Raw genomic sequence first — 26,327 nt, forward strand, 5'->3', positions numbered from 1 at the left:
GCTTATCTGATAAGCTCCATTTCTTGTATTTCATAAGTCCAAAGTTATGTAATTAATTTATTAATTTAACTCCAGCTTATTTAGGGGCTAATATACTAACCAATACCCTTATAAAGTACATTTTCACTTTTAAACCTATTTTTATTGTAGTCCACAAAAAGTAATCACTGCTAAAAGTGCGATAATTACTAACTTTATGATACATTTGCACCATATTAAATAGATAAACTAAGCGATTTGCTCAGTTTTTAAACTTTAGATATTTATGAAAAAACATATTCCTAATATTATAACGCTACTTAATTTATTATCTGGATTAATCGCGTGTGTTTATGCCTTTGACGACAATATTCATATGGCTTTCTTATGGGTGTGTATCGGAATATTTTTTGATTATTGGGATGGATTTGTAGCGCGACTTTTAAATGTAAAAAGTGAATTAGGACTACAATTAGATTCTTTAGCAGATATGGTAACCAGTGGTGTAGTACCAGGTTTAGTTGTTTACAAACAATTAGCGAATATTCAAGCTAACCAAGAATTATACAACCTAACACCTGAGACGTATTATATGGGAGTAGTTCCTTATTTAGGATTTATTATCACTTTAGGAGCAGCTTATAGATTGGCGAAGTTTAATATTGATACACGTCAAACTGATTCGTTTATTGGATTGCCAACACCAGGTAATGCTTTATTTATATTAAGTTTACCTATGATTATATCAACAACAGATAATGAAACTGTAATCTCTGTACTAAGTAATCCTTACTTATTAGTTATCTTGAGTATTTTGAGCGCAATCATTATGAATGCAGAGTTACCTTTATTCTCATTAAAAATAAAACCGGGGAATATAGGTGCTTATAAACTACAGATTGGTTTTGTAATCGCATCAATTGTCTTATTAGTAGCATTACAATACTTAGCAATACCGATTATCATTTTGGTTTATATTCTCCTTTCAATTATAAAGAATATAACATCAAAACAAACAGCATAACAAAAGAGGATATGATAGACATCATATCCTCTTTTTCTTTTAAAAACCACTGGTTTACAAAGTAGTACATTTTGCAAACTATACTATTTATTCTTCAAAACAGCATTTACAAAAAAGTTTTGGCATAGTAATTGAACTATACTTGAAAACTTTTTTTTCATACTACTTTTTTTTGCCCTATACTACTTACCCCAATTTGTATAGGGCTTTTATTTTTTTTAAGTGCGCTTCTACGCACAGAAATAGCGATCAAGGTACAAATAATAGACTCTTTCTATTTTCTTTTTTTGTACGTGCTTACCTCAAGAAGCTTCAATATAAAGCAAATCTTTTAAACACCATAGAGTACTCATTTGTAGGTTTTATTTTGAGTGTATGTATAGTGTATGTATACTCCTTGTATAGTCAATGTATAAAAACTATGTAAAATTATACAAGCAATATACATAGCATTCAGATACAATATACATATACCTAAAATATGATTAATAAAACTCTACCATTATAGCTCTCTGATGTTCATTTATAAAATTTATTGATCAAGTGGTAATCTCTATTTTACTTCAAAAAAGTTGTTGTTCAAACAAATTGCCTTTTTTAAAAGCTTATCAAAAAATTAGCAAAAAATATAATGTCACTAATAATTTTAAAAAAACTTTTTCTTTCTTAAATTCAAACCGACAAAAATATAATCAACTAAAAACCAACACCTAACAAATTATCAAAAAGGCAATTATTAATCAGAATAAGCGCCTTTTTTTAATTTTTTTCATTATTAACATTGAAATAAAAATTTTTTACATATTTTTAACAAAACATAATTTAAACAACATGCTAAATAATTTAGACCCAACTATTATTACCTTTTCAATCTATTTGGTTGCTGTTTTAGGTATTGGAATAATAGCTTACTTACGCACAAAAGACTTTTCTGATTACATTTTAGGAGGTAGAAGTTTTGGGCCATTAGTTACTGCTCTTTCTGCGGGAGCATCAGATATGTCAGGATGGCTTTTGATGGGCTTACCTGGAGATATTTATAAATTTGGATTATCTCGTAGCTGGATTGCTATTGGATTACTAATTGGAGCTTATTACAACTGGAAACTTGTAGCGGGGAGACTACGCGTTCACACAGAAGTAAACAATAATGCTTTAACATTACCTGACTTTTTTCACAACCGATTTGGTAGTGATGGTAAAGTGGTAAAAACAGTAGCTGCTATCACTATTCTATTCTTTTTCACTATTTATTGTGCCTCTGGAATGGTAGCTGGTGCAAGGTTATTTGAAACCTTATTCCACATGGAATACATCAATGCTCTATACTTAGGAGCTTTAGCAACTATTGCATATACATTTATTGGTGGATTCTTAGCTGTAAGCTGGAGTGATACAATTCAAGCCTCATTAATGTTATTCGCTTTAATCTTAACACCTGTTATGATTGTAATGCATATGGGAGGATGGGATTCTATTGTTACTTATACAGAACAAGCATCTTTATTGACATCAATTCCTTATAGAAGCTTCACGCATAATGTTGAATTTATTGCTATTATTAGTGCTGCTGCTTGGGGATTAGGATACTTTGGTCAGCCACACATTCTTGCTCGTTTTATGGCAGCTGATAGTGCTAAAACAATGCGTAATGCAAGAAAAATTGGGATGACTTGGATGGCATTATGTCTTGGAGGAGCTGTAACAATTGGTTACTTAGGAATTAGCTACTTCCAAAAAAATCCTGACCAAGCAAGTGTTGTAAGTGGTGACAATGAAATGATTTTTATTGAACTTATCAAACACTTATTTAATCCTTGGGTAGTTGGTGTTTTACTTTCTGCTATTCTTGCTGCAGTAATGAGTACATTAAGTTCGCAACTTTTAATGTCTTCGAGTACACTAACACAAGATTTCTATAAAGCGTATTTTAGAAGAAGCGCAAGTCAAAAAGAATTAGTGTGGACAGGAAGACTTACTGTTCTTTTAATTTCTTTTGTTGCAATCTTAATTGCGTATGACCCAAATAGTAAAATATTAGCATTAGTAGCTCACGCGTGGGCAGGATTTGGTGCTGCTTTTGGACCAGCAATCTTATTCATCTTATTCTGGAAAAGAACAACTGGAGTTGCAACTTTAGCAGGTATTACAGTTGGAGCATTAACTGTTGTCCTATGGCCAATTTTAGTTGGTACAACAGTGTATGAAATCATTCCTGGATTTATATTTAGCTCAATCGCTATTTATTTAGTATCAAAATATGGAAAACAATCAAGTGAAGAAATGCAAAACAAATTTGTGGAAGCAGATGCAATTTATCACCGTGAAAAATAATTGTTAGAATTATATATATTTCTTTTTGTAAAATCCCAAAGGCGCTAATGTCTTTGGGATTTTTTTATGTACTTATAAAATGAAATACAATTCATATAACTGAATAATTGTCTAACCAAAACAAAACTGATAACTTTGCTGACTCTTTTATAGACAATCATGCAGACAACAAATCCAGTACATCCTATCTATAACTTACAGTTTATTTTAGTTTGTTTAAGTTCACTATTATTCTCGGCAAGTTTTAATATGCTTATTCCCGAACTTCCGGATTACTTATCAGGATTGGGAGGAGCAGAATACAAGGGGTTAATCATTGGATTGTTTACCATTACAGCAGGAATTTCTCGTCCTTTCAGTGGAAAACTAACGGATAAAATTGGTCGTGTGCCTATTATGGCAATAGGTTCTGTGGTATGTTTTGTATGTAGTTTGCTATATCCAATCTTGACATCTGTATCTGGTTTTTTATTCCTGCGTTTACTACACGGTTTTTCTACTGGTTTTAAACCAACAGCAACAGCCGCTTATGTTGCAGACATTGTACCGAAAGAACGTTGGGGAGAAGCCTTGGGACTTCACGGAATATGCTTTAGTACAGGAATGGCAATTGGTCCTGCAATTGGTAGTACTATCAAAATATATACTTCTATAAATTTTTTGTTTTACACCTCTGCTCTATTTGCATTATTGTCTATTATCATCTTATTAAATATGAAAGAAACATTGAAAGACAAAGAGAAACTGTCTTTTAAAATGTTCAAGCTAACAAAGAAAGATATATTCGATATTGGTGTATTCCCTGCTGCTTTTGTAACGTTTATGTCATACATCGCTTATGGTGTAATCCTTACGTTAATACCCGATTGGACAGGACACTTGGGTTTAGAAAACAAAGGGATATTCTTTATGATTTTTACCATATCTTCACTACTGGTACGTTTTGTAGCAGGGAAAGTATCGGATAAATACGGCCGTGTATTAATTATCAATATTGGGTTAATCCTTTTATTTGCTTCTTTAATGATTATTGGTTTTTATGAATCAGTATCAGGACTATATATGGGGGCGTTTATGTATGGGATTTCTTTAGGAATTTTATCTCCTGCTTTAAATGCGTGGACGATAGACTTTAGTAATCCAGATCAAAGAGGTAGAGCTATTTCTACAATGTACATAGCTCTTGAAGCTGGTGTTGGTGGAGGAGCATTTATTGCGGGATGGTATTATAAAGACACTATTGCACACATACCAACGATTATGTACGCAAGTGCGGCTGTGATATTCATCAGTATATTATATATGTTTTATAGAAAAGTTTCTTTGAAATAACCTCTTATTCGATTAACATTATATACTATTTCTCCTGCAAATATTTGTTAGGAGTTACACCTGTGTGTTTTTTAAAAAACTCAATAAAGGCACTGTCTGAAGAGAAACGTAATTCTATAGCAATTTCAGAAATAGTTAATTTTTCTGCTAACAATTCTATAGCACGAAGTAAGTTCCACTGTAAACGCCAATCTTGATAAGACATTCCTGTTTCTTTTTGAAAAATACGCGAAATAGTTTTTTCGCTCGCCCCCACTTCTTTACTCAAATCCTTTAAAAAAGGAGGCATTTCTTTCTCAAAAACAAACGACTTTACTTTGTCTATTAATCGATAATCAGTTGGAATTTTAAGCTCATAATTGCCTTTTTTGGCTATTGTTAGTTCATCCCAAAAAACAGTAAGAATGTGCTCCTGTTCTACCGAATATGAAGTAGTCCAGTCCCACCAGGCAATGCGCTCAATTAGTTGTTGCAATAAAGGATTCACAGATAATACAGTTAAATCTGTAGGCAAACTTTTTATCGCTACACTATGAATATAAATAGATCGATAAGCTACTACATTTCTAAATGTTACTCTATGTTTAACCCCTGCCGGAATAAGCAATAACTTCCTTGGAGGAAGTATCACTTGTCTATCCTCAGCAATCAAAGTCATACAACCAGACGGAGCATATAAAATTTGCAGATGACTATTGTGTATATGATAGCCAGAATCGTGTTGTACCAAATCAGAAGCTAATCCTATTACAGGCAAACCAATCTGTTCTAAGTGAAAAATATCTTCTTTGTTCAAGTACGCCATCTGACCTCTAATTGATGTTTTTTGTTTTTATAGTGTTATAAAGATAATCCAATTACGTCAGACCTTTGCACAAAATATCACTCTTTATGCAAACAAAACTCAATATCACTTTGATGGTTCTACTAATGATGTTCCCTCAATTTGTAGAAACAATTTACAGTCCAGCTTTACCATCTTTATCATTACACTTCAACATTCCTCCTGAAAAAACATACCTAACTATAAGTATCTATTTTAGTGCCTTTGCAATTGGCGTAATATTTTGGGGAATAATAAGCGATTATATTGGTAGGAGAAAAGCGATGTTAGTAGGACTACTTGTTTATGCACTTGCTTCGTTGCTTGCCTTGATAGCCTCTACATTTGAAATAGTATTAGCTGCCAGATTTATTGCTGCTTTTGGAATAGCTGTAGGCTCTGTCATTACGCAGACTATGATGCGAGATTTATATAGTGGTCAAGAATTAAATAAGGTATTCTCAATAATGGGTATAGCCCTTTCCATTAGTCCTGTGATCGGATTGTTTTTAGGCGGATTAATTGCATCATTATTAGGGTATGTAGGTGTCTTTTCAGTATTAGCATTATTAGCCAGCATTCTGCTGTTTATTACTTATAACAAGTTGCCAGAAACAAAACAAGGCGAAAGTAAAGTCACTTTTAAAACGATTATACAAGTAGCCCATTCCCTGTTTAGAAGCACAGATATTTGGCAATTTGCGCTGCTTATAATGTGCTTTAATGTGTTGCTTTTTAGTTACTTTACTTATGCTCCTTTTATATTTGAAAAAGCGGGACTAAATACAACAATATATGGCTATAGTGGTGTGCTACTTGCTTTGGGAACATTTATTGGAAGTTATTTTAACAAGCACTGCATTTCGAAGGGAGTTAGCACAACTATGCTTATTAAACTATCCACACTATTAGCACTTATCAATTCCCTTTTGGTTTTCTTACTAAAGGATAGTTTGCTATTTTTACTACCTAACATATTAATCATAGCGTCATTTGGTATAGCAATTCCCAACATACTAAGTATAGCACTACACAACTATAAAACATCTATCGGTACTGCTGGAGCCCTATTTGGCTTACTTTATTACTCTTTAATTGGGTTAGGCTTATTAATTAGTCAGTGGATTAACAACTATGCCTTAGTACTACAAACTTATAGTATTATAGCGCTGGTAATTTCTCTGTTTTTGAATAGTACAAAAGAGCATAAAAAAGGTTAGCCAAATAGCTAACCTTTCTTTTATAATAAAAATATTTTAGTCTTCTTTTTTATCCTCCTCATCATTAGGAGTCTTTAATGATAACTGTATTTTCTCAATTGAGTTTCTATACATTTTTAAGACTTTACCATTATAATTTTCTAAAGAAACTTCATCATTCACTTTATACTCATCAGCTGGGTAAACTTCACTGATTAAACCAGCAAGAGTATCATAGTGTTCACTTTCTACAAGACGTATTGGTAATAATCTATTAATGTCAGAAAGATTATAGTGTGCATTCACAACATAAACACCTTCCTCTATAGCTTCTACAATTGGTTCTTCATTATCATATTCATCTTGAATCTCACCTACAAGCTCTTCTAAGATATCCTCCATTGTTACAATACCTGTAAACTCCCCTACTTCATTAGTAGCGATAGCCATCTGAAGGTGCTTAGCTTGAAACTGTTTAAGAACATTTTTAATTAAAGCATTCTCTGAAATAAAGATTGGTTCACGAATTAAAGAAGCTAAATCAATATCTTGTTGTTCTTTAATCATTGCCTTCATCAAATCTTTAGTGTAGATGACACCTTTAATATCATCTAAAGAATCCTCATATACAGGAAACCTTGAATATCCTTCGTTAATAGCATAGTCAATAGCCTCTTTAACAGTAGTAGACAACTCAATAGCAGAAACATTCTTACGCAAAGTTTGAATATTATTTACACGACGATCGTCAAAATCAAACACGTTTTGAATTAAAAGGCGCTCAGTCTCTTCAATAGCTCCTCCTTCTTGACTTTCAGTAATAATCATTTTTAACTCTTCCTCAGTGTGGATATCAGACCCGTGAACAGGTGTAATACCAAACAAGCGAAGTAGTCCATTAGCTAATCCGTTCATCAACCAAATAATAGGTCTGAATACGAAATAAAATATACGCAAAGGTAACGCTACCGTAAAAGTAGTTTTCGTTGGAAAATGAATAGCTAATGATTTTGGTGCTAATTCACCAAATACGATATGTAAAATTGTAATTATAGCAAATGCTACCGGGAATGAAATACTTTTAGCAAAAGAATACCACTCAGGACCAGTCAGTCCAAATACTTCAAATAAATACATTAATACAGGTGTTAGTGAGCTTTCTCCTACCCAACCTAATCCTAATGATGCTAAAGTAATACCTAACTGAGTTGCTGCTAAGTAAGCGTCTAAGTTAGCAACAATGCCCTTAGCTACACCAGCAACTTTTGAGTTTAACTCTTGATGTACTTCAATCTGAGAAGTACGGACTTTTACAATTGCAAATTCCGCTGCAACGAAAAATCCATTTAATAAAACAAGGAATAGCGTAAGTAACAACTTCGCTACAGAAATTTCTTCGTGTACAATGCCAGAATTAACCAACATTGTAACAATCTGGGGGTGTATATCCATTTTAAGAATTAATAAAAGACCAAGTTTAAGTTTTTTTAAAGGCCTTAAAATCATATTATAAGTAATATGAATCTTATGTCAAAATTACTAATTTAATTGATATTAAGCCTAAGTTAAAATACTAATTTTAAAAAATATATATTAATCTGTCTATCATTCCAATATTAGACCTACTAATAACATAATATTGGACACAAGAACAACTACATCTTTTCTACATAAAAACCTAATCACATAACAATTTACTAAGACCTTTGCCTTTAAATTGAATCTTTCTCAAAGTGAAATGGCAATATATTAACCAAAGAAGGAGAATAGCAAACCTTACCCTCAGCACCCATAAAATACATTTCAATAGGTTGCTCTTGTTTTGTTTCATACTCCAAAATACTCTGTCTACAAGCACCACAAGGAGGTATTGGACTATTGGTAAGCTTCATATCAGATGAAGCTGTAATTGCTATTTTTAATATTTTCTTTCCTGGATGAACTGCTCCTGCATAAAAAATTGCAGTGCGCTCTGCACATAAACCAGATGGAAATGCTGCATTTTCTTGATTAGATCCAACTACAATTGTACCGTCTTCTAACAATAATGCCGCACCAACTCTAAACTTAGAATAGGGCGCATAAGCCTCTTTTCTAACTTGAATAGCTCTCTCCATTAACGCTTTATCTTGGGCTGCTAATTCAGCCATTGAATCATACTCGATAAAGGTTGTAACAATTTCAATTTTTTTCATAATATTTCATTATTAGAGACAAAAAATCCAAACTCACGGTTTAATGTGGTTTGGATTAGTTATACAAATATACTTATTTTTTCTTATCCTTTGTATCTTTTATTACCGATATCAAAAGTTAGAGAAAAACGTAAAGTATTTTCCATTGGATTATTAATTTTAGATGTTGAGAACAGATAAGCCAAATCAATAGACACTACGTTATATTTAAATCCAGCACCAACAGTAGCATATTGTCTTGCACCTTTTTCTACACTTTCGTGAAAGTATCCTGTTCTAAAAGCAAATTTATTATCGAATAAATACTCAGCTCCTAAAGACCAAGTGATTTCTTTCATTTCTTCACTAAACCCTCCTGGTGCATCACCAAATGATTTAAACACTCCTTTAAACCATCCCATATCACCATATTTCTGTAATTCCATTTGGTAATCATCTTGGTTGTTTCTATTAAATTTAGGAGGAGTTGGAACTAACAATTTATTCAATTCTCCAGAAACGGTAATCGTATTTTGTTGGTCAATAATGAAATCAAAACTACCACCCAATTTTAAATTAGCTGGCAAAAATGATCCGTATTGATCTTCATCATACTTTATTTTAGGACCTAAGTTTTGTACGTTAAACCCTGCTCTCCACTTACCGTCAAAATTTGAAAAAGCTATTTTATCTGATTCATAAAATCCAGAAATATCAACAGCAAAAGAACTCGCACTTGTACTTGTTCCATCAACTTCAGGCATTTTTAAATTTGAATTTATAAATCTACCAGTAACAGCCATAGCAAATCTTTCACTTAATTTTAATGAATAAGAAACATCAATTGCAAACTCATTAGGTTTCTTTGTTACTACACCACCATTCAAGTCTTCTCGCAAATCAATCTCTCCCATTCCAAAATAACGTAAGCTTGCACCAATAGCACTTCTCTCATTATATTTATTGTAATAGTTAAGTTGTCCTAAAGACATATCACTTGTTATTTTTGACATATACGGTGTATAACTAACAGCAAAACCTTGACTCTGATCAGCAAATGCATATTTTGCAGCATTGTGTTGTTGAGAAAATGCATCTGTAGTAGTTGCTACTCCAATATCTCCCATTCCTGCCGAACGAGCATCTCCTGCTATCAATAAAAAGGGTACTCCTGTAGTAATTGGGCGATTTTCTTTTTGTGCGAACAAAGATTGTCCTACTAAAACACTAACAAGTAAAGCTGTTACTTTTTTCATTTATCTTTTATTTAAATTCAATATTCTTTTAACGAGCATTAAAATTGTTTGACTCTATAGTTGGGTAAATATATACTTTTAAAATTTCTCATAAAGAAAAAAGCCCAATTAATATTACAATAGTATTAACAATTAAAACGAAAAGTCAATATTACTATTTCCTAATTAGAAATACAAATATTATATCAAAAAACTAAATAGGTATACTTTTACTCATTATTTTTAGCTAAAAACAAATTTTATTAAAAATAATAGTAATAAAAAAACACCCCATTATGTTAAAATTAATAATAAATATTCTCATTCATTACTAAACTCATCTTGTTCTTTGTGTTTTAAAAATGAAAATGATTAAGACTAAAATAATAACTCGTAAATTATTTATCTATATGCTACTTCAAAAACTAAATAAGTACATTTTTAATATATCTTTGTATTTAATTTTTTAGCAATATTTGATTACCGAATATTCCTCATCTATACAATAGACGATTTAAATAAGCGTTATATAGTAGATAGATTTATAAAAAATAACAAAATACTGATAATTTGTATTTATAATAGAGGTAATATTATTGCTAATTAAACGTTAATTACTAAATTGCGTACAATTTCATATCCATTATAATAAAGATGAGAATTAAAAGACTTTTTAACTTTCGAGTACTTAGCGGTATACTAATTGCTGCAAGTATCACGAGTTGTGGTAATTCAAATAGCAACGTTTCAACTGCTACGGGTTGGAAAATTAATGATAGTAAAGGAGGATTCCAATATAACACAAAATACGAACAAAAAACTCCAAATGGAATGGTTGCCGTTGAAGGCGGAACATTTACAATGGGGCAAGTACAAGATGATATTATGTCTGATTGGAATAATAGTCCAAAACAGATGTATGTACAATCTTTTTATATGGATGAAACAGAAACAACAAATATAATGTACAACGAGTACTTATATTGGTTGCGTACTGTATTCCCTCAAAACAATGAGATATACAAAGAAATCTATAATAGTGCTCTTCCTGATACAACAGTTTGGAGAAGTGCTTCTGGCTTTAATGAAGCTTTAATCACAACTTATTTAAGACACCCAGCATATGCAAATTATCCGGTAGTTGGTGTTTCATGGCTACAAGCAACAGATTTTGCTAAATGGCGTACTGACCGTGTTAATGAGTTAGCACTTGAAAAAGCAGGTTATTTAAAAAAAGATGCTAAAATTGTTGAAGCATATGCTGATGCACATTTCAGTACAGATACTTATTTAATGACTCCTTCTCAGGTTTATGGAGGTAATAGCGATATTGTTTATAGAGGTAAAGACAACAAGGCTGCTGAAGGCGACAGAAACCTTTACGCAACTCAAAATTATGGACTTTTCACATCTCAATTTAGACTTCCTACTGAAGCAGAATGGGAATATGCTGCAATTGGTTTAATTGGAAACCGAGAGTATAATAATTATAAAGGGCGTAAAACTTATCCTTGGGATAAATCAGGAAAAAGAAAGAAAGGCAAGCCTGTTCCTCAAAATACTAAATACGCGAACTTTAAACAAGGACGTGGGGACTACGGAGGGATTGCTGGATGGTCAACAGATAATGGAGATATCACAAATGCCGTAAAATCGTATCCTCCAAATGACTTTGGTTTATATGATATGGCCGGTAACGTTGCTGAGTGGGTTGCAGACGTATATGATCCTGCAGTAGATCAAAACGATACTGACTTCAATTTCTATAAAGGAAATGTTTACTACAAAAACAAAATAGGTCCTGATGGAAAACTTGAGATTGTAACAGATCAATCTGTACAATTTGACACGCTTTCTACAGGAAAATTAAGAGTTAGAAACTTACCTGGTCAAATAGCACAAGAGGTATACGACCCAGCAATTATTGATGAAATTGTTCAAACTGGTTTAGGAGGTAGATCTCCTGAAGACAAACCAAAAACAAAAGAGAGAACTGCTTTATATGACAGTAAGTCAAGAGTTATTAAAGGAGGTTCTTGGAAAGATAGAGCTTATTGGTTAGATCCTGCAACAAGAAGATTCTATGCAGAAGATCAATCGACAGACTACATCGGATTTAGATTAATTATGACTAAAGTTGGTCCAAAATCAGATAAACGAAAAACGAAAAATTAGTATTTTTTATAATATTCTTTTACAAAGCCCTAATTCAAATTAGGGCTTTTTTTTATACTTTTGACGCATGGATATAACAGAACTTTACCAATGTTTTTTACAGTGTGACGGAGTTTCTACAGATACAAGAAACATACGCCCAAACTCTCTTTTCTTTGCTTTAAAAGGAGATAACTTTGATGCAAATGAATTTGCACAAGAAGCTTTAAATAAAGGAGCTGCTTATGTTGTAATGGATAATAAAAAATTAATAACTGATGCAACTAAAATGCTTCATGTTCCTAATGTTTTAGGCACTTTACAACAATTAGCTAAATACCATAGACAACAATTAGGTTTACCTGTTTTAGCATTAACTGGTAGTAATGGGAAAACAACTACAAAGGAATTAATAACAGCTGTTTTAAGTCAAAAATATAACGTTAAGGCTACTATTGGAAACCTTAACAATCATATTGGAGTACCATTAACATTATTATCATTTGATGAGGAAACTGATATTGGTATTGTTGAAATGGGAGCTAATCACAAGCAAGAAATAGCTCAACTTTGTGAAATAACTGATCCTGACTTTGGCTATATTACAAACTTTGGAAAAGCCCACTTAGAGGGTTTTGGTGGCTTTGAAGGGGTTATCAAAGCTAAAAGTGAAATGTATGATTATTTAGAAGATCATTATAAAACAGCTTTTGTAAACATAGATGACCCAAGACAAGATGCTAAAACAATTACATTTAATAGATATACTTTTGGAACTGAAGAAACAGCTGATGTAACTATACAAGGTTATAATGCTCAACCAAATGCTACTGTGATATTTGAAAACATAACTTTCAACTCTAATCTGACTGGAATATACAATACCACTAATATAGCTGCTGCAATTTCAATTGGTAAATTCTTTAATGTACCTACAGAAGATATTAAAGAAGCTATTTCTAATTACAATCCTACCAATAATCGCTCACAATGGATTACAAAAAATTCAAATAGTATTTTACTTGATGCGTACAATGCTAATCCAAGTAGTATGCAAGCAGTTTTAGAAAACTTTGTTCTATTAGATGATAAAAGAGAAAAAGTCTATGTATTGGGAGATATGAGGGAATTAGGAAAAGAAAGTAACAAAGAACACAAAGCTATTGTTGGGCGCTTTTCAGAGGATTCAACAAATACTATTTACTTTATCGGAACTGAATTCTACAAGACTTCAAATACAGTCAAAAATCAAAATATAAAATTCTTTGAAACTTTTGATAAATTCAAAGAATTCATAAATGAAAATAAAATAAGTTTTCAAGAAAAACTTTTCTTGATTAAAGGTTCAAGGGGAATTGCTTTAGAAAGAGTATTAGATTTAATTTAATCACATAAAAAAGGGGAAGTTCATTCTTTATATGAACCTCCCCCTTTTTTATATACATGAGGAAACACTATCATTACTTTTCCTCTTCTTTCTTAATCTCTAACCTGGTAATTAATGGAAAATGGTCTGAATTTTTAAACTTATCAAAAGTTTCAAACGACTTAACGTAAATTCTTTTATCTACAAATACATAATCTATACGCATAGGATAATACGAAAAATCATAACTTTTACCAAAACCTTTACCTGCCTCAACAAAGGCATCATTTAAATCTCCTTTTATATTGCGATATACATATGAAAAAGCACTATTATTCATATCTCCACAAATAATTTTAGGAATTGACACATCATTCATATGAGAACGTACTAATTCAGATTGAACCTGTTGCTCTTTAAATGCTTTTGCAATTCTATTAATTATCATTTTTGACTTTGCCTCATCTATTTTCTCATGAATATCAGGACTTATACTTATAGATTGAAGATGTATACTGTAAACCCTAATAGTATCTTGACCTTTCAAAATATCCGCAAACACAACATTGTTATTAGAACTTGGAAGATTTATTTCTCCCTTATCTATTATTCTGTATTTTGAATAGATTGCTTGTCCTGTCTTTATCTTATTACCATGTGATGTGATAAACTTATATGGATATTGTTTAAATCGAAGGTTAGTATTTTTAGAAAACTCCTGAAAACAAAGCACATCAGGATCGTGTAAATCAACAAACTCTTTTATCTTTGACGATACATCAACTCCTGGAATCCAATCAAAAAGATTAAACAACCTAACATTATAACTCATTAATGTAAACTCCTCCTTTGTAACAATTTCATTTCGTCCAGAAAACTTATAAAACTTAGTTATAAAAGTTATCCCCAAAATCAAGATCATTACTGATAACCAAATTTGACGTTTCATTTGGACCAACCAATAAAATAAAAAAACCAAATTGATTATTAAGAACATCGGTAAAATCAAGGTAAAAACAGACAGTAAAGGGAATAGTTTTGGTGCTAAAAAAGGCAAAAAATAACCTACAAGAGACAAAATTGCCACCAGTATATTTCCTCCATAAACTATTTTATTAAACCACGAAAGATCCTTCATAACCTGTTATTTTCCAGCTCTAAATAAAAAGTCTTTTTCTTCTTTAGTTAAACTTTCATATCCAGACTTACTGATTTTATCTAATATCGAGTCTATTTTTTCTTGTTTGCTACCCTCTTGAGTAAAAGATTGCTTATTCTTTTTTGGGTCTTTATTTACATATACTTTTTTAAAATTAGTGCCTTTTTTGGGCTTAAACAAGTTAGCGATCCTATCAAATATAATACTTAAATCTAAACCACTTTGCAATAATTTAATATACAATACTCCAGATATTGCTCCTCCTAAATGTGCTAAATGTCCTCCTACATTCGAAGTAGACAACTGAATCACATCAAGTACAATAATAAACAAAGCTATGTGCCACAATTGAACATTCCCTATTAGAGCCAATCTAACATTCATCCTTGGCGAAAATACAGCTAAGCCAATTAATGGAGCCATTACAGCAGCAGAAGCTCCTACCAAAACACTACTTGTATTTAAAAACTGTGTACCTATTATAAAAAATAGTCCTCCAAAAACAGCACCTAATAAATAAACAGTTAAAAACTGTTTACTTGTAAAATATGTATTGAATAGCTGTCCCACAAAAAATAAAACAATCAGATTAAAAATCAAATGAATTACTCCTGCATGTACAAAAGCATAAGTAAGCAATGTCCACGGTTTTAAAACAGTAGAAGACAAATTCCCTGACAAAACAAACCATGGAAACACAATACTATACAGCGATGAAAACAAAAATTCAAGTACAAACATTAGCACAGAAACACCTATATTCCAAAATATAAGTTTCTGTACAACACCTCCATTCTTATAATTACTAACTAAATCTTTAAATACTTTATTCATTATAAATCCCAACGATTGTGTCTAAACTGTCTTTTCTTCCAATAATACATTAAAATAAAGCCCATAAGCGCTCCTCCAATGTGAGCAAAATGCGCAATACCAGAACCGCCACCAAATAGACTAAATCCACCACTTACACCTCCGTATAAGTCTAACAATAAAATACCTGGTACAAAATACTTAGCTTTCACTGGAACAGGAATAAACATCATCATCAATTCCGCATTTGGAAACATAAATGCAAACGCAACAAGTAAACCATAAATTGCCCCTGAAGCTCCTACTACAGGAGTATTAAAAGCTGATAAAAAATTCATAAGATGTCCTTCTCCTAAAATACCTCCCCATCTTAAATCATACTTTCCTTCACTTAGTAAACTTAATATATCTCCTTTATTAAAACCACTATCAACTAAAGTAGATATTGCTGATTCTATTGTTATATAATTCACTCCTGTATGTACGATTGCTGCACCAAAGCCGCAAAGCAAATAGAAAGTCAAGAATTTCTTACCTCCCCACATAGCCTCTAATGTACTACCAAAAGAGAACAAAGCAAACATATTGAAAAAAATATGCATCATGCCCCCGTGCATAAACATATGTGTTAAAGGCTGCCAAATATAAAAATTAGGGTTTTCTACAAAATACATAGCAAATAATCCTTGCATAGCTGGTACTAAAAAACTGGCTACAAAAAAGATAATATTAACTATTATTAAATGTTTTACTGTCTCTGTTATTCTCATCATAATGCGAATTTTTTTTCTATATCCTCTACCTTCATTGTTATAAAAGTAGGTTTCATAAATGGTGAAATATTAGGCTCTTTACAGGCAAATAAAGAATTTACAATTTCTTCTTGTTCTTCCTCATTTAACACTGTACCATTTTTAACTGCCAAACTATGTGCCAAAGATTTAGCAATGCGATCACTTTGTCCTAAAGTTGTGGTTGGAACACCATCTTGAAAATCTGCAATTAAATCTTCTAAAACAATTGATGCTTCACTTTCAGCAACATTGACTGGTAATCCAGAAATTACAACAAACTCTTGAGCAATATCTTCAAAACCAAACCCCGTTTGTTTCAATAAAGGTTGTAATTCTCGCAACATCTCTATCTCAAAAGGTGCATAGTATAAAGTCAAAGGAAATAACAGTTGTTGTGAAGACGCTTGCTGCACTCTAATATTTTCCATAAACTTTTCATACAAGATACGCTGATGTGCCCTTCCTTGGTCTATAACAACCATACCAGACTTAATAGGACTTACAATGTATTTTCTGTTTATTTGAAAACGTTTAACACCACTATTTTCGTCTTTGCTATTTTCAAATAAATTTCCTGTAACAAAATCACTTTCTAATTTAATATTAGAAACATCTAAGTCGTTTGCAGAAGACTTTAAGCCCTCATACATACTTTCCCATCCAGCTACATTACTTTTAGACGATAATGTACCACTATCTCTTTTTGTAAAGTTTGAAGACGATGACCCTTTACTTAGTTTTGATTCAAACGCAATACTATCATTCCCCTTTGAAGCAATAACAAAGCCGTCATTAAAATCGTCTACCGTACTACTTGCAAAAGCTTCATCATTGCTCTTACTTTCAATTGCATCAATAAATCGCTCATGTTCTACGACATTCTTTGATCCTTCAAGACTCTCTAAGTAATTAGCTTCTGATAAATTCCCTTTACTTTCAATTGTATCGATAAAAGGACTTGACTCAATATTGCTAATATTTGATTTAATAAACCCTTCCGCACCATGCTCAAAAGGATTATACTCAAATCTGTCTGTTTCATTAGTAATTTCTCTATGAAAAGGGTTGAAGTTTCTATCAACTTCTATTGTTGGCGTCGTTGCCTCTGTTCCTTCATAATCATACGGCGTATCCAACGTTGAATCTCTTTGAAAATCTAACAAAGGAGCAACATTAAACTGTCCCAAACTATGTTTTATTATAGATCTTAAAATACTATACAACGCTTGCTCATCATCAAACTTTACTTCTGTCTTTGTAGGATGAATATTAATATCAATTGAATCAGGAGGAACATTAAAATAAATGAAATAGCTTGGATGCGTACCCTCTTTCAACAATCCTTCATATGCAGCTAAAATAGCATGATGTAAATAACCGCTTTTTACAAAACGATCATTAACAAAGAAAAATTGTTCTCCTCTACTCTTCTTTGCAAATTCAGGCTTTCCAACAAAACCCGTCACTTCAACAATGTCAGTAGTTTCATTAATAGGAACTAACTTTTCATTAGTTCTTACCCCAAAAACACTTACAATTCGTTGTCGTAAATTTGTAGGAACTAAATTAAAAACCTCACTTCCGTTGTGAATCAACGAAAAATGGATGTTATTATGAACTAGTACTATGCGTTCAAACTCATCTATAATATTTCTTAACTCTACATTGTCTGATTTAAGAAAATTACGACGTGCTGGTATATTAAAAAATAAATTCTTTACTGAAAATGATGTACCACAAGGAACAACTGCTACCTCTTGACTAATAAGCTTAGTTCCTTCTATGACAAGATGTGTACCTAACTCAGCTGAATGTAAACGAGTCTTTAGTTCAACATGAGCAATAGCGGCAATTGAAGCTAATGCCTCTCCTCTAAACCCTTTAGTACTCAATGCAAACAAATCCTCTGCTTTAGAAATCTTTGATGTAGCATGTCGTTCAAACGCCATTCTTGCATCTACATCACTCATTCCTTTTCCATTATCTATAACCTGTATTAAGGTTTTTCCTGCCTCCTTTAAAATTAATTTAATTTCTGTCGCACCAGCATCAACTGCATTCTCAATCAGTTCTTTCACAACAGAAGCTGGTCGTTGAACAACTTCTCCTGCGGCAATCTGATTCGCTACATGGTCCGGCAGTAAACGAATTATATCTGACATTTATTTGCTTAAGCTTTTTTAGTGTTTATTACGAAATATTTTATCCGAAAAACAAATTTAAAGAAATATAATCGCCTTTACTATTTCTCAATTGTAATTTATTCTAAAATAAAAAAACCTGTAAAATTTCTTTTACAGGTTTTTTTTATTTTCAATAGAATGTACTTCTATTTATCTTCTATTCAATTCTATCATTTTCAATGCAGCAACGGCAGCTTCAGTACCTTTATTACCATGCTCACCACCACTTCTTGCTAATGATTGTTCAATTTTATTATCTGTTAGAACACAGAAAATAACTGGAATTGCAGAAATTAAATTCAAATCTTTAATTCCATGAGTAACTCCTTCACAAACAAACTCAAAGTGCATTGTTTCCCCTTTAATAACGCATCCCATTACGATAACTGCGTCAAGTTCATCATCCACTTCAATCATCTTTTTTGCTCCGAAAATCAACTCAAAACTTCCTGGCACGTTCCATCGAACTATATTTTCTTGAAGCATTCCACAATCTAATAATGCTGCTTCTGCTCCTTTGTATAATCCGTTTGTAATTTCATCATTCCATTCTGATACTACGATACCTACTTTAAAATCCTTTGCATTAGGTAAAGTAGCTTTATCATACTCAGATAAGTTTTTATTTGCTGTTGCCATTTTATTGTGCTAATCCGATCAAAGCTTCAACTCCATTTGCTTCAGCTGAACCTTGATAGTTATTTTTAATATCAGTAAAAATCTTTACTGCTTCTTCTTTCTTTCCTAATTCTAAAGCTACTAATCCAGCTTTATTTAAAAATCTTGGAACAGTAAAATCATTCTTTTGTGAAGCAGCTGCTTTTTTGTAATAATCAAAAGCATCTTCTTTTTGTCCTAATTCAGAAAAAGCATCACCAATAGCACCTAAAGCTAAAGCACCTAATAATTGGTCTTTACTTTTAAATTTCTCTAAATGCTCAATTGCTTTCTGATATTCTCCTTTGTTTAAGTAAGAAGTTCCAGCATAGTAATGTGCTAAATTTGCAGATTCAGTACCTTTATAGTTTTCAATAATACCTAAGAATCCTAATTTTCCTTCTCCACCCTCTAAAGCAAGATTAAACATAGATTCTCTCTCTTCCGTATTCATTAAAGCATTGTTGTAGTATGACTGAGCTTGGAACATTTCATTTGCAGCATCGTCATTTTTAGGCTCAACAACAAATTTATCATATCCAATATATCCCATAGTTGCTAATGCAATTGCACCAACAATACCAAAAATTGCTTTTTGATTACGTACTGCCCAATTTTCAACTTTATTAGCACGCTCGTCTAAAGTGTTAAATACTTCAGCCGTAGTACTATTTGTAGTATCTACATTGTTATATTGATCGAACTCATTAGCTTCTTGTTCTTGTTCTGGTTTAGGAGCTTTATAACCTCTTTTATTATAAGTTGCCATGTATACAAAGTTTAATGAGTCGCAAAAATAGGATTTTTATTGTAATATAAAAGTGCTTTCTATTTATATTTTTGATAATTTGCACCGAAATTTCATAAAGCACTCTTGAAAACGTTAAAAAACCTAATAACTACGTGTATTTAAAAAAATTAAACCTCTTAAATTTTAAAAATATTAGTGACAAAACCTTCACTTTTAACCAGCGAATTAACTGTTTTGTTGGCTTAAATGGTGTAGGGAAAACTAATATCTTGGACGCGATATATTATATGGCATATGGGAAGAGTTATTTCAACCCAATTGCTTTACAAAATATCAAACACAATGAAGACTTTTTTGTAATTGATGGAACTTTTGTCAAAGACGATAAAGACGAACATATTGTTTGTAGTTTAAAAAAAGGGCAAAAGAAAATTCTTAAAAGAAACAGCAAAAACTACGAACGCTTTTCTGACCATTTTGGATTTATTCCATTGGTTATTATTTCTCCTTCTGATAGTGATTTAATTACGGAAGGAAGTGAAACACGCAGAAAATTTATCGATAGTGTTATCTCACAAATGGATAATGCCTATTTGCAATATTTGATACAATACCAAAAACTCATTACTCAACGAAATGCACTACTAAAAAGCTTTGCTCAAAATCAATATTTTGACAGAGAAACTCTTGAAGTGTACAACGAACAAATAGCTGAATTAGCTCATCCTATTCACATTAAAAGGAAAGAGTTTATTAATCAATTTACTCCTATTTTTAATCGCTATCACAAGTTAATTACTGAGGATAAAGATGAAGTTACTCTTTCTTACGAAACACAATTAGACAATATGTCTATGATGGAGCTATTCAACGAGTTTTTAGCTAAAGATAGAATTTTACAATATACCTCAGTTGGAGTTCATAAAGATGACTTGTCATTTGAATTAAAAGGTCATCCTATAAAGAAATTCGGATCGCAAGGACAACAGAAATCTTTCTTGATTGCTTTAAAATTAGCACAATTTGACTTTTTAAAAGAATACAGAGGGGTTGCTCCTATTCTTCTTTTTGATGATATTTTTGACAAATTAGACGAAAATAGAGTTCGAAAAATATTAGAATTAGTAAATTTAGACACTTTTGGTCAACTATTCATTTCAGATACCCACGTAGAAAGAACTGAAAGCTTATTGAATAGTATACATCAAGATTTTGAAATTTTCAAAATACAACAAAACGAAGAATAAATTAAACCAATTACCCCATGAAAATCCTTGAAAATATATCATTAAAACCCTATAATACTTTTGGTTTAGACGTAAAAGCGAAATACTTCGTTGAAGTTAACAACCTAACCGACTTAAAAGAAATAGTAAAGGCTAATGATAGTCAAAAGCTATTTATTTTAGGTGGAGGAAGTAATATGTTACTTACTACTGATATAAACAAAATAGTCGTTAAGTTAAATTTAAAAGGCATTGAGGTAGTTGAAAACGACGAAGACTATGTACTTGTAGAAGCTCAAGCTGGTGAAAACTGGCACGAATTTGTTTTATGGGCTTTAGCACAAGACTTTGGAGGAATTGAAAATCTTTCCTTAATTCCAGGTAATGTTGGTACTACTCCTATTCAAAATATAGGTGCTTATGGAGTTGAAGTTAAGGACACCCTACACAGTTGCAAAGCTTTAAACGTAAAAACTTTAGCTGTAGAAGAGTTTTCCAATAAAGATTGTGAATTTGCCTATAGAGAAAGTATTTTTAAAAATAGTCTAAAAGACCAGTATATCATCACGTCTGTAACATTTAAATTGACGAAACACAACCACAATTTAAAAGTCGAATACGGCGCTATTCAAAAAGAATTAGATTTAGAAAATATTACAGTACCAACTATCCAAGACATAAGCAAAGCTGTCATTCGCATTAGACAAAGTAAATTACCTGACCCTAAAGAAATAGGAAATAGCGGAAGTTTTTTTAAAAACCCTATAGTGTCTACAGAAACATTTAATCACCTACACAGCATTTATCCAACAATGCCTCATTATATTTTGAATGATGCTGAAGTTAAAATACCTGCTGGATGGTTAATTGAGAAAGTAGGATTCAAAGGTTATCGCATTGGTGATGCTGGTGTACATAATCTACAAGCTCTTGTTTTGGTTAACTATGGAAAAGCGACTGGTGAGCAAATTAAAAAGCTTTCTCAAACCGTTCAAAATGAAGTAAAAAAAGTATTCAACATCAGCATATCTGCAGAGGTTAACATCTTTTAAAAAACTTATTTAATTCTTATAGAAAATTGTACATTTGCATACCTCTATTTAGAAGGGATTTTTACTATGCTAACAATATTATTTTACCTATTTATTACAGTCTTAATAATTGAATTTTTACAATATATTATTGTTTATAGTCGTTTGGCATTTTCGTCTCAAACTTCTAACAAAAAATCAATTGATTACGAACCTGTATCTGTTATTGTTTACATTAAAGACCAAGAAGAAAAACTTACTAATTTCTTAACTTCTTTAATCAATCAAAATTACCCACAATTTGAAATTATCTTAGTAAATAATGCCTCTGAAGATAACAGCTTAGATATACTTGAATCGTTTGAAAGACAATTCCCAAATGCCAAATTAGTTAATGTAGCCAATAACGAGGCATTCTGGGGCAACAAAAAGTATGCACTGACTTTAGGAATAAAAGTTACTTCTTATGATCGTTATATTTTTATCGACCCTACTGTTATGCCTGCAAATTTAAATTGGCTAGCAAGCTTAGCAAGTAATTTTTCTACCAAAAAGAAAGTGATTATTGGACATACAAGCATATTAAAAAAGAAAAAGTCTTTTCTTAATAAATTAATGCGCTATCAAAATATGTTTAAATCAATAAACTTATTTTCTTGGGTTGCTTTGGGCAAACCTTTTCACGGTAACGCACAAAATCAAGCTTACGAAAAAGAATTATTCTTTAAAGTAAACGGCTTTATTGAACAAATGAAGATACCTTTTGGTGACGAATATGCTTTTATAAACCAAATCGGAACGAGTAGAAATACAGCAACAGCACTACATCCCGATAGTTTTGTAATCACCGAAAGTGACAATAAATTCTCAACTTGGAAAAAGCAACTTAAAAATAACGACTTACTACTTAAGAATTCGAAAACTATAAACAATATAAAAGTTCGATTCTTTAACTTTTGCCGTGTCTTATTTTTCATATCGTTTGCAGTATTAGTTTCTTTTTTACATCAAATAGAAATAGTTGTAGGTCTTTTTATTTTCAGATATATCTTAATTTATATCTTCAATGCAAAGCTTTTTAAGTTATTTGCAAACAAAGATCTACTGTGGACACTTCCTATATTAGAAATAATTCATATTTTTATGTCTACTTACTATAGTGTTACACATTTTATATCAAGAAAAAAGATTTGAAAGACTTAGTACCACAAAATATCGAAGCAGCACGAAAAGGAGATCAAACTGCCTTCACTTTCTTACTAAATTTTTATTGGTCTGAAGTATACAACTATATCCTTAAAAGATCCGCTAATGAAGCCGATAGTGAGGATATTACGATTGAAACTTTTTCTAAAGCATTTTCCAGTATCAATAGTTATAAACCTGAATTTGCATTTAACACTTGGCTTATATCAATCGCAAAGAACGTACATATTGATATGATTCGCAGGCGAAAAAACATGTCTTTTGTAGATCTTAATGATGAATATAATTCTGAATACAGCAACATCGTTGATGACACATCAAATATAGAAGACAAATTAATAAAAGAACAGAGCTTAGCTATTTTTAAGAACTACATAAAGCTACTAAAGCCACACTATCAGGAGGTGATTGAACTACGCTTCTTTCAAGAGCTTTCTTACAACGAAATTTCTGAAGTTCTAAACGAACCCCTTAACAATGTTAAAGTCAAAATAATGCGTGCTAAAAAGCTTTTAGCAGAGATTATTTTAAAACAAATTGACCACAATTTCAATTTATAAATCTAATGACTGCAAAAGATTTTCTTTTCTAACATATAAAACAACTACTCTTTTAAGAATTAATAATTCAAAAAGATTACCAATATAAAACAAAAAACGTCTGTAATTTTTACAGACGTTTTTTGTTTTATATAAGCACTAACGAAAAATTATATCGCGTATTACATCACGTCTTAATTCTTCATTAATCATTTTTATAATTTTACTTTTACCATATGTCAACTCCTCCCTTACAATTGGAGACGATAAAGCCACATATAATACATCCCGTTTCAAAATAATATCTAAAGTATAATTCGCAATACCAGGCCCTAATAAATTACGCCAAGCCTCGCGAACATCAAGAGAATTGATACCATAATCCAACTTATTCTCTTTGATTATAATCTTCAGAATATCTTGAATACTACTTTCTTCTCTAAGTCGCTTTTGCGCTTCAAATTTTTTCACGATAATTATTTTTTTACACTTACCGGATCTGCTTTCTTATAATAGTAAATGATATTATTCTCATTTTTAACCACTAATTCCTTTTCATTTAATTTAACTAATTCCTCTTTCCATTCAGAAAAATCAGTCTTATATGAAAATAGTGTTTTTCCTCCTTCATTTAAAATAACCAATTGCTCAGGAACATCATTAGTCAAGAACTCTCCACTAAACTGAGGCATTACCTTTTGACGAAATCCAACTCCTAAACTATCAACCTCAAAGTAATCGATCGTTCCATTTACGGTATAATCTTTCTCAGCACCATCTGGCAACTTAGCTTTCTCGATTTCCCAGTAACCATTAACCATTACAAAATCAGCCTGTTTGATCTCTTTACCACACCCTACCAATAGTAATAATGCACTAAAAATAACACTAAATAATATCTTACGCATATCTATTATTTAAAAAATGAATCAACAAACTCATACTTATTGAACACTTGCAAATCTTCAATTCCTTCTCCAACCCCAATATATTTTACTGGAATTTGAAATTGATCAGAAATACCGATTACAACACCACCTTTTGCTGTCCCATCTAATTTAGTAACCGCTAATGAAGTCACTTCAGTTGCAGCAGTAAACTGTTTTGCTTGTTCAAACGCATTTTGCCCTGTAGATCCATCTAAAACCAACATTACATCGTGAGGTGCATCACCAACTACTTTTTGCATAACACGTTTAACTTTTGTCAACTCGTTCATCAAGTTTACTTTATTGTGTAAACGCCCAGCTGTATCAATAATTACAACATCCGCACCTTGATTAACTGCAGACTGTAACGTATCAAACGCAACAGAAGCAGGATCACTTCCCATTTGCTGTTTCACAATTGGAACGTCAACCCTATCAGCCCAAACTTGTAACTGATCTATTGCTGCTGCTCTAAACGTATCAGCTGCCCCAAGAACAACCTTTAAACCAGCCTTTTTAAATTGGTAAGCAAGTTTTCCAATAGTAGTTGTTTTACCAACACCATTAACCCCTACTACCATTAAAACATAAGGTTTTTTATCTTTAGGTACTTCAAACTCCGTAGATTCACCTGATTTTGTTTCAGATAACAAACTTGCGATCTCTTCTCTCAGAATTTTATTTAATTCATCTGTTCCAACATATTTATCACGTGAAACACGCTCTTCAATACGTTCTATAACCTTTAAAGTTGTATTAACTCCAACATCAGATGAAACAAGTATCTCTTCTAAATTATCAAGTACATCATCGTCAACTTTTGACTTACCCGCAACTGCTTTAGTAAGCTTTGAAAAAAAAGAAGATTTAGACTTTTCTAAACCTTTATCTAATGTTTCCTTCTTCTCAGAAGAAAATAGCTTTTTGAAAAAACCCATAATTACGTTATTAACTTACACAAATATAAAGAATAATTACCATCCTTAAAATAGGTGCAAAAACAAAATAGATATAATAAAAAAAAAGCTGTCGAATAGACAGCTTTTTTCAAGATTTTATAATGGTAAAATTATTTCTTGTTTAAGAAATCATCTACGAAATCAGGAGCCATAACAGCCTCAACGAATGTGTAAGCACCTGTCTTTGGAGATTTAACCATTTTGATTGCTTTAGTCAACTTTTTAGAAGATGTTCTTAAAGTTGCTACGGTTTTCTTTGCCATGACTACTAATTATTTAATTTCTTTGTGTAATGTTACTTTCTTCATGATAGGATTGAATTTTTTGATTTCCAATCTATCTGGAGTATTCTTCTTATTCTTAGTCGTGATGTATCTTGAAGTCCCTGGTAAACCAGATGCTTTATGTTCTGTACACTCTAAGATTACTTGAATTCTGTTACCTTTCTTTGCCATCGTAT

General features: G+C 31.7%; 25 protein-coding genes. 10 read left to right on the forward strand and 15 right to left on the reverse strand.

All coding sequences use genetic code 11. The features are described from left to right. Nucleotides 1-265 precede the first annotated feature (265 nt). The 3 genes from BLT46_RS08660 (at nucleotide 266) to BLT46_RS08670 (ending at nucleotide 4,669) form a co-directional block, all read left to right on the forward strand. A complete protein-coding gene (locus tag BLT46_RS08660; RefSeq protein ID WP_090409263.1) occupies nucleotides 266-1,003 on the forward strand; it encodes a CDP-alcohol phosphatidyltransferase family protein in 738 nt (245 codons plus the stop codon). A gap of 831 nt (nucleotides 1,004-1,834) precedes the next feature. Then, the gene (putP, locus tag BLT46_RS08665; protein ID WP_090409266.1) at nucleotides 1,835-3,337 is read left to right on the forward strand and encodes a sodium/proline symporter PutP; all 1,503 of its coding nucleotides are present in this window, start codon (nucleotides 1,835-1,837) and stop codon (nucleotides 3,335-3,337) included. Nucleotides 3,338-3,496: 159 nt separating this feature from the next. Continuing rightward, on the forward strand, nucleotides 3,497-4,669 hold the full coding sequence (locus BLT46_RS08670; protein WP_090409268.1) for an MFS transporter: 1,173 nt from the start codon (nucleotides 3,497-3,499) through the stop codon (nucleotides 4,667-4,669). Between the two features lie 25 nt (nucleotides 4,670-4,694). Here BLT46_RS08670 and BLT46_RS08675 read toward each other — a convergent pair whose 3' ends face one another. After that, nucleotides 4,695-5,474 (reverse strand): AraC family transcriptional regulator, encoded by a 780-nt coding sequence (locus tag BLT46_RS08675; protein WP_090409270.1) that lies wholly within the window; start codon nucleotides 5,472-5,474, stop codon nucleotides 4,695-4,697. Nucleotides 5,475-5,560: 86 nt separating this feature from the next. Here BLT46_RS08675 and BLT46_RS08680 point away from each other — a divergent pair, with 86 nt between their 5' ends. Further along, complete coding sequence (locus tag BLT46_RS08680) at nucleotides 5,561-6,712, forward strand: multidrug effflux MFS transporter (RefSeq protein ID WP_090409273.1); 1,152 nt, start codon at nucleotides 5,561-5,563, stop codon at nucleotides 6,710-6,712. A 36-nt stretch (nucleotides 6,713-6,748) separates the two neighbouring features. Here BLT46_RS08680 and BLT46_RS08685 read toward each other — a convergent pair whose 3' ends face one another. From BLT46_RS08685 to porV, 3 genes are all read right to left on the reverse strand, one after another. Next, nucleotides 6,749-8,143 carry a hemolysin family protein gene (locus BLT46_RS08685; RefSeq protein ID WP_090409417.1) on the reverse strand — a complete coding sequence of 465 codons (1,395 nt, stop codon included), beginning with the start codon at nucleotides 8,141-8,143 and terminating at the stop codon, nucleotides 6,749-6,751. 260 nt (nucleotides 8,144-8,403) lie between these two features. Further along, entirely contained in the window at nucleotides 8,404-8,886 is a 483-nt protein-coding gene (gene cdd / locus BLT46_RS08690) for a cytidine deaminase (protein WP_090409276.1), read from the reverse strand. An 83-nt stretch (nucleotides 8,887-8,969) separates the two neighbouring features. Beyond that, entirely contained in the window at nucleotides 8,970-10,121 is a 1,152-nt protein-coding gene (gene porV / locus BLT46_RS08695; RefSeq protein ID WP_090409279.1) for a type IX secretion system outer membrane channel protein PorV, read from the reverse strand. 633 nt (nucleotides 10,122-10,754) lie between these two features. Between porV and gldJ the strand changes: the two genes are divergently transcribed. After that, on the forward strand, nucleotides 10,755-12,275 hold the full coding sequence (gene gldJ / locus BLT46_RS08700) for a gliding motility lipoprotein GldJ (RefSeq protein WP_090409282.1): 1,521 nt from the start codon (nucleotides 10,755-10,757) through the stop codon (nucleotides 12,273-12,275). A 67-nt stretch (nucleotides 12,276-12,342) separates the two neighbouring features. Beyond that, nucleotides 12,343-13,641 carry a UDP-N-acetylmuramoyl-tripeptide--D-alanyl-D-alanine ligase gene (locus BLT46_RS08705; protein WP_090409285.1) on the forward strand — a complete coding sequence of 433 codons (1,299 nt, stop codon included), beginning with the start codon at nucleotides 12,343-12,345 and terminating at the stop codon, nucleotides 13,639-13,641. 73 nt (nucleotides 13,642-13,714) lie between these two features. Here the strand turns inward: BLT46_RS08705 and BLT46_RS08710 are convergent, their stop codons facing one another. The 6 genes from BLT46_RS08710 to BLT46_RS08735 all read right to left on the reverse strand — a co-directional run bounded on the left by BLT46_RS08710 (nucleotide 13,715) and on the right by BLT46_RS08735 (nucleotide 19,995). Further along, nucleotides 13,715-14,758 (reverse strand): endonuclease/exonuclease/phosphatase family protein, encoded by a 1,044-nt coding sequence (locus BLT46_RS08710; RefSeq protein ID WP_090409288.1) that lies wholly within the window; start codon nucleotides 14,756-14,758, stop codon nucleotides 13,715-13,717. Between the two features lie 6 nt (nucleotides 14,759-14,764). Next, nucleotides 14,765-15,613, reverse strand: coding sequence for a rhomboid family protein (locus tag BLT46_RS08715; protein WP_090409291.1), 849 nt, complete (start codon nucleotides 15,611-15,613; stop codon nucleotides 14,765-14,767). Continuing rightward, nucleotides 15,613-16,362: a rhomboid family intramembrane serine protease gene (locus BLT46_RS08720; RefSeq protein WP_090409419.1), complete on the reverse strand. Its 750-nt coding sequence runs from the start codon at nucleotides 16,360-16,362 to the stop codon at nucleotides 15,613-15,615. Before BLT46_RS08720 ends, BLT46_RS08715 begins: the two co-directional genes overlap by 1 nt. Continuing rightward, nucleotides 16,362-18,548 carry a DNA mismatch repair endonuclease MutL gene (mutL, locus tag BLT46_RS08725; protein ID WP_090409294.1) on the reverse strand — a complete coding sequence of 729 codons (2,187 nt, stop codon included), beginning with the start codon at nucleotides 18,546-18,548 and terminating at the stop codon, nucleotides 16,362-16,364. Before mutL ends, BLT46_RS08720 begins: the two co-directional genes overlap by 1 nt. A 171-nt stretch (nucleotides 18,549-18,719) precedes the next feature. After that, nucleotides 18,720-19,208 carry a 6,7-dimethyl-8-ribityllumazine synthase gene (gene ribH, locus BLT46_RS08730; protein WP_090409299.1) on the reverse strand — a complete coding sequence of 163 codons (489 nt, stop codon included), beginning with the start codon at nucleotides 19,206-19,208 and terminating at the stop codon, nucleotides 18,720-18,722. A gap of 1 nt (nucleotide 19,209) precedes the next feature. After that, entirely contained in the window at nucleotides 19,210-19,995 is a 786-nt protein-coding gene (locus BLT46_RS08735) for a tetratricopeptide repeat protein (protein ID WP_090409302.1), read from the reverse strand. Nucleotides 19,996-20,129: 134 nt separating this feature from the next. Between BLT46_RS08735 and recF the strand changes: the two genes are divergently transcribed. The 4 genes from recF (at nucleotide 20,130) to BLT46_RS08755 (ending at nucleotide 24,000) form a co-directional block, all read left to right on the forward strand. After that, entirely contained in the window at nucleotides 20,130-21,224 is a 1,095-nt protein-coding gene (recF, locus tag BLT46_RS08740; protein ID WP_090409305.1) for a DNA replication/repair protein RecF, read from the forward strand. Between the two features lie 17 nt (nucleotides 21,225-21,241). Beyond that, nucleotides 21,242-22,255, forward strand: a complete 1,014-nt coding sequence (gene murB, locus BLT46_RS08745; protein WP_090409309.1) for a UDP-N-acetylmuramate dehydrogenase — start codon at nucleotides 21,242-21,244, stop codon at nucleotides 22,253-22,255. Nucleotides 22,256-22,321: 66 nt separating this feature from the next. Then, nucleotides 22,322-23,428, forward strand: coding sequence for a glycosyltransferase (locus tag BLT46_RS08750; protein WP_090409312.1), 1,107 nt, complete (start codon nucleotides 22,322-22,324; stop codon nucleotides 23,426-23,428). Further along, a complete protein-coding gene (locus BLT46_RS08755) occupies nucleotides 23,425-24,000 on the forward strand; it encodes an RNA polymerase sigma factor (protein ID WP_090409315.1) in 576 nt (191 codons plus the stop codon). Before BLT46_RS08750 ends, BLT46_RS08755 begins: the two co-directional genes overlap by 4 nt. Nucleotides 24,001-24,138: 138 nt before the next feature. On the opposite strand, the gene BLT46_RS08760 is transcribed toward BLT46_RS08755, so the two are convergent. From BLT46_RS08760 to rpmG, 5 genes are all read right to left on the reverse strand, one after another. Further along, nucleotides 24,139-24,450, reverse strand: a complete 312-nt coding sequence (locus BLT46_RS08760; RefSeq protein ID WP_090409318.1) for a DciA family protein — start codon at nucleotides 24,448-24,450, stop codon at nucleotides 24,139-24,141. A 5-nt stretch (nucleotides 24,451-24,455) separates the two neighbouring features. Beyond that, a complete protein-coding gene (locus BLT46_RS08765) occupies nucleotides 24,456-24,887 on the reverse strand; it encodes a hypothetical protein (RefSeq protein WP_090409321.1) in 432 nt (143 codons plus the stop codon). A 5-nt stretch (nucleotides 24,888-24,892) separates the two neighbouring features. Further along, nucleotides 24,893-25,846: a signal recognition particle-docking protein FtsY gene (ftsY, locus tag BLT46_RS08770; protein ID WP_090409324.1), complete on the reverse strand. Its 954-nt coding sequence runs from the start codon at nucleotides 25,844-25,846 to the stop codon at nucleotides 24,893-24,895. 131 nt (nucleotides 25,847-25,977) lie between these two features. After that, nucleotides 25,978-26,130 (reverse strand): DUF4295 domain-containing protein, encoded by a 153-nt coding sequence (locus tag BLT46_RS08775; protein ID WP_006260302.1) that lies wholly within the window; start codon nucleotides 26,128-26,130, stop codon nucleotides 25,978-25,980. A 9-nt stretch (nucleotides 26,131-26,139) separates the two neighbouring features. Continuing rightward, nucleotides 26,140-26,322 (reverse strand): 50S ribosomal protein L33, encoded by a 183-nt coding sequence (gene rpmG / locus BLT46_RS08780; protein WP_090409327.1) that lies wholly within the window; start codon nucleotides 26,320-26,322, stop codon nucleotides 26,140-26,142. Nucleotides 26,323-26,327: the final 5 nt, after the last annotated feature.

The sequence above is a fragment of the Myroides phaeus genome (genome assembly GCF_900099675.1).
Lineage (GTDB): Bacteria > Bacteroidota > Bacteroidia > Flavobacteriales > Flavobacteriaceae > Flavobacterium > Flavobacterium phaeum.

What these genes read in the sequence shown, in the direction of transcription:
- BLT46_RS08765 (WP_090409321.1), bottom strand. Translation starts at nt 24,887, where the DNA reads ATGCGTAAGATATTATTTAGTGTTATTTTTAGTGCATTATTACTATTG.
- BLT46_RS08660 (WP_090409263.1), top strand. Translation starts at nt 266, where the DNA reads ATGAAAAAACATATTCCTAATATTATAACGCTACTTAATTTATTATCT.
- BLT46_RS08750 (WP_090409312.1), top strand. Translation starts at nt 22,322, where the DNA reads ATGCTAACAATATTATTTTACCTATTTATTACAGTCTTAATAATTGAA.
- mutL (WP_090409294.1), bottom strand. Translation starts at nt 18,548, where the DNA reads ATGTCAGATATAATTCGTTTACTGCCGGACCATGTAGCGAATCAGATT.
- BLT46_RS08710 (WP_090409288.1), bottom strand. Translation starts at nt 14,758, where the DNA reads ATGAAGGATCTTTCGTGGTTTAATAAAATAGTTTATGGAGGAAATATA.
- BLT46_RS08670 (WP_090409268.1), top strand. Translation starts at nt 3,497, where the DNA reads ATGCAGACAACAAATCCAGTACATCCTATCTATAACTTACAGTTTATT.
- murB (WP_090409309.1), top strand. Translation starts at nt 21,242, where the DNA reads ATGAAAATCCTTGAAAATATATCATTAAAACCCTATAATACTTTTGGT.
- BLT46_RS08680 (WP_090409273.1), top strand. Translation starts at nt 5,561, where the DNA reads ATGCAAACAAAACTCAATATCACTTTGATGGTTCTACTAATGATGTTC.
- BLT46_RS08705 (WP_090409285.1), top strand. Translation starts at nt 12,343, where the DNA reads ATGGATATAACAGAACTTTACCAATGTTTTTTACAGTGTGACGGAGTT.
- rpmG (WP_090409327.1), bottom strand. Translation starts at nt 26,322, where the DNA reads ATGGCAAAGAAAGGTAACAGAATTCAAGTAATCTTAGAGTGTACAGAA.
- gldJ (WP_090409282.1), top strand. Translation starts at nt 10,755, where the DNA reads ATGAGAATTAAAAGACTTTTTAACTTTCGAGTACTTAGCGGTATACTA.
- ftsY (WP_090409324.1), bottom strand. Translation starts at nt 25,846, where the DNA reads ATGGGTTTTTTCAAAAAGCTATTTTCTTCTGAGAAGAAGGAAACATTA.
- BLT46_RS08735 (WP_090409302.1), bottom strand. Translation starts at nt 19,995, where the DNA reads ATGGCAACTTATAATAAAAGAGGTTATAAAGCTCCTAAACCAGAACAA.
- BLT46_RS08775 (WP_006260302.1), bottom strand. Translation starts at nt 26,130, where the DNA reads ATGGCAAAGAAAACCGTAGCAACTTTAAGAACATCTTCTAAAAAGTTG.
- BLT46_RS08715 (WP_090409291.1), bottom strand. Translation starts at nt 15,613, where the DNA reads ATGAATAAAGTATTTAAAGATTTAGTTAGTAATTATAAGAATGGAGGT.
- BLT46_RS08720 (WP_090409419.1), bottom strand. Translation starts at nt 16,362, where the DNA reads ATGAGAATAACAGAGACAGTAAAACATTTAATAATAGTTAATATTATC.
- BLT46_RS08675 (WP_090409270.1), bottom strand. Translation starts at nt 5,474, where the DNA reads ATGGCGTACTTGAACAAAGAAGATATTTTTCACTTAGAACAGATTGGT.
- cdd (WP_090409276.1), bottom strand. Translation starts at nt 8,886, where the DNA reads ATGAAAAAAATTGAAATTGTTACAACCTTTATCGAGTATGATTCAATG.
- ribH (WP_090409299.1), bottom strand. Translation starts at nt 19,208, where the DNA reads ATGGCAACAGCAAATAAAAACTTATCTGAGTATGATAAAGCTACTTTA.
- BLT46_RS08685 (WP_090409417.1), bottom strand. Translation starts at nt 8,143, where the DNA reads ATGGATATACACCCCCAGATTGTTACAATGTTGGTTAATTCTGGCATT.
- putP (WP_090409266.1), top strand. Translation starts at nt 1,835, where the DNA reads ATGCTAAATAATTTAGACCCAACTATTATTACCTTTTCAATCTATTTG.
- porV (WP_090409279.1), bottom strand. Translation starts at nt 10,121, where the DNA reads ATGAAAAAAGTAACAGCTTTACTTGTTAGTGTTTTAGTAGGACAATCT.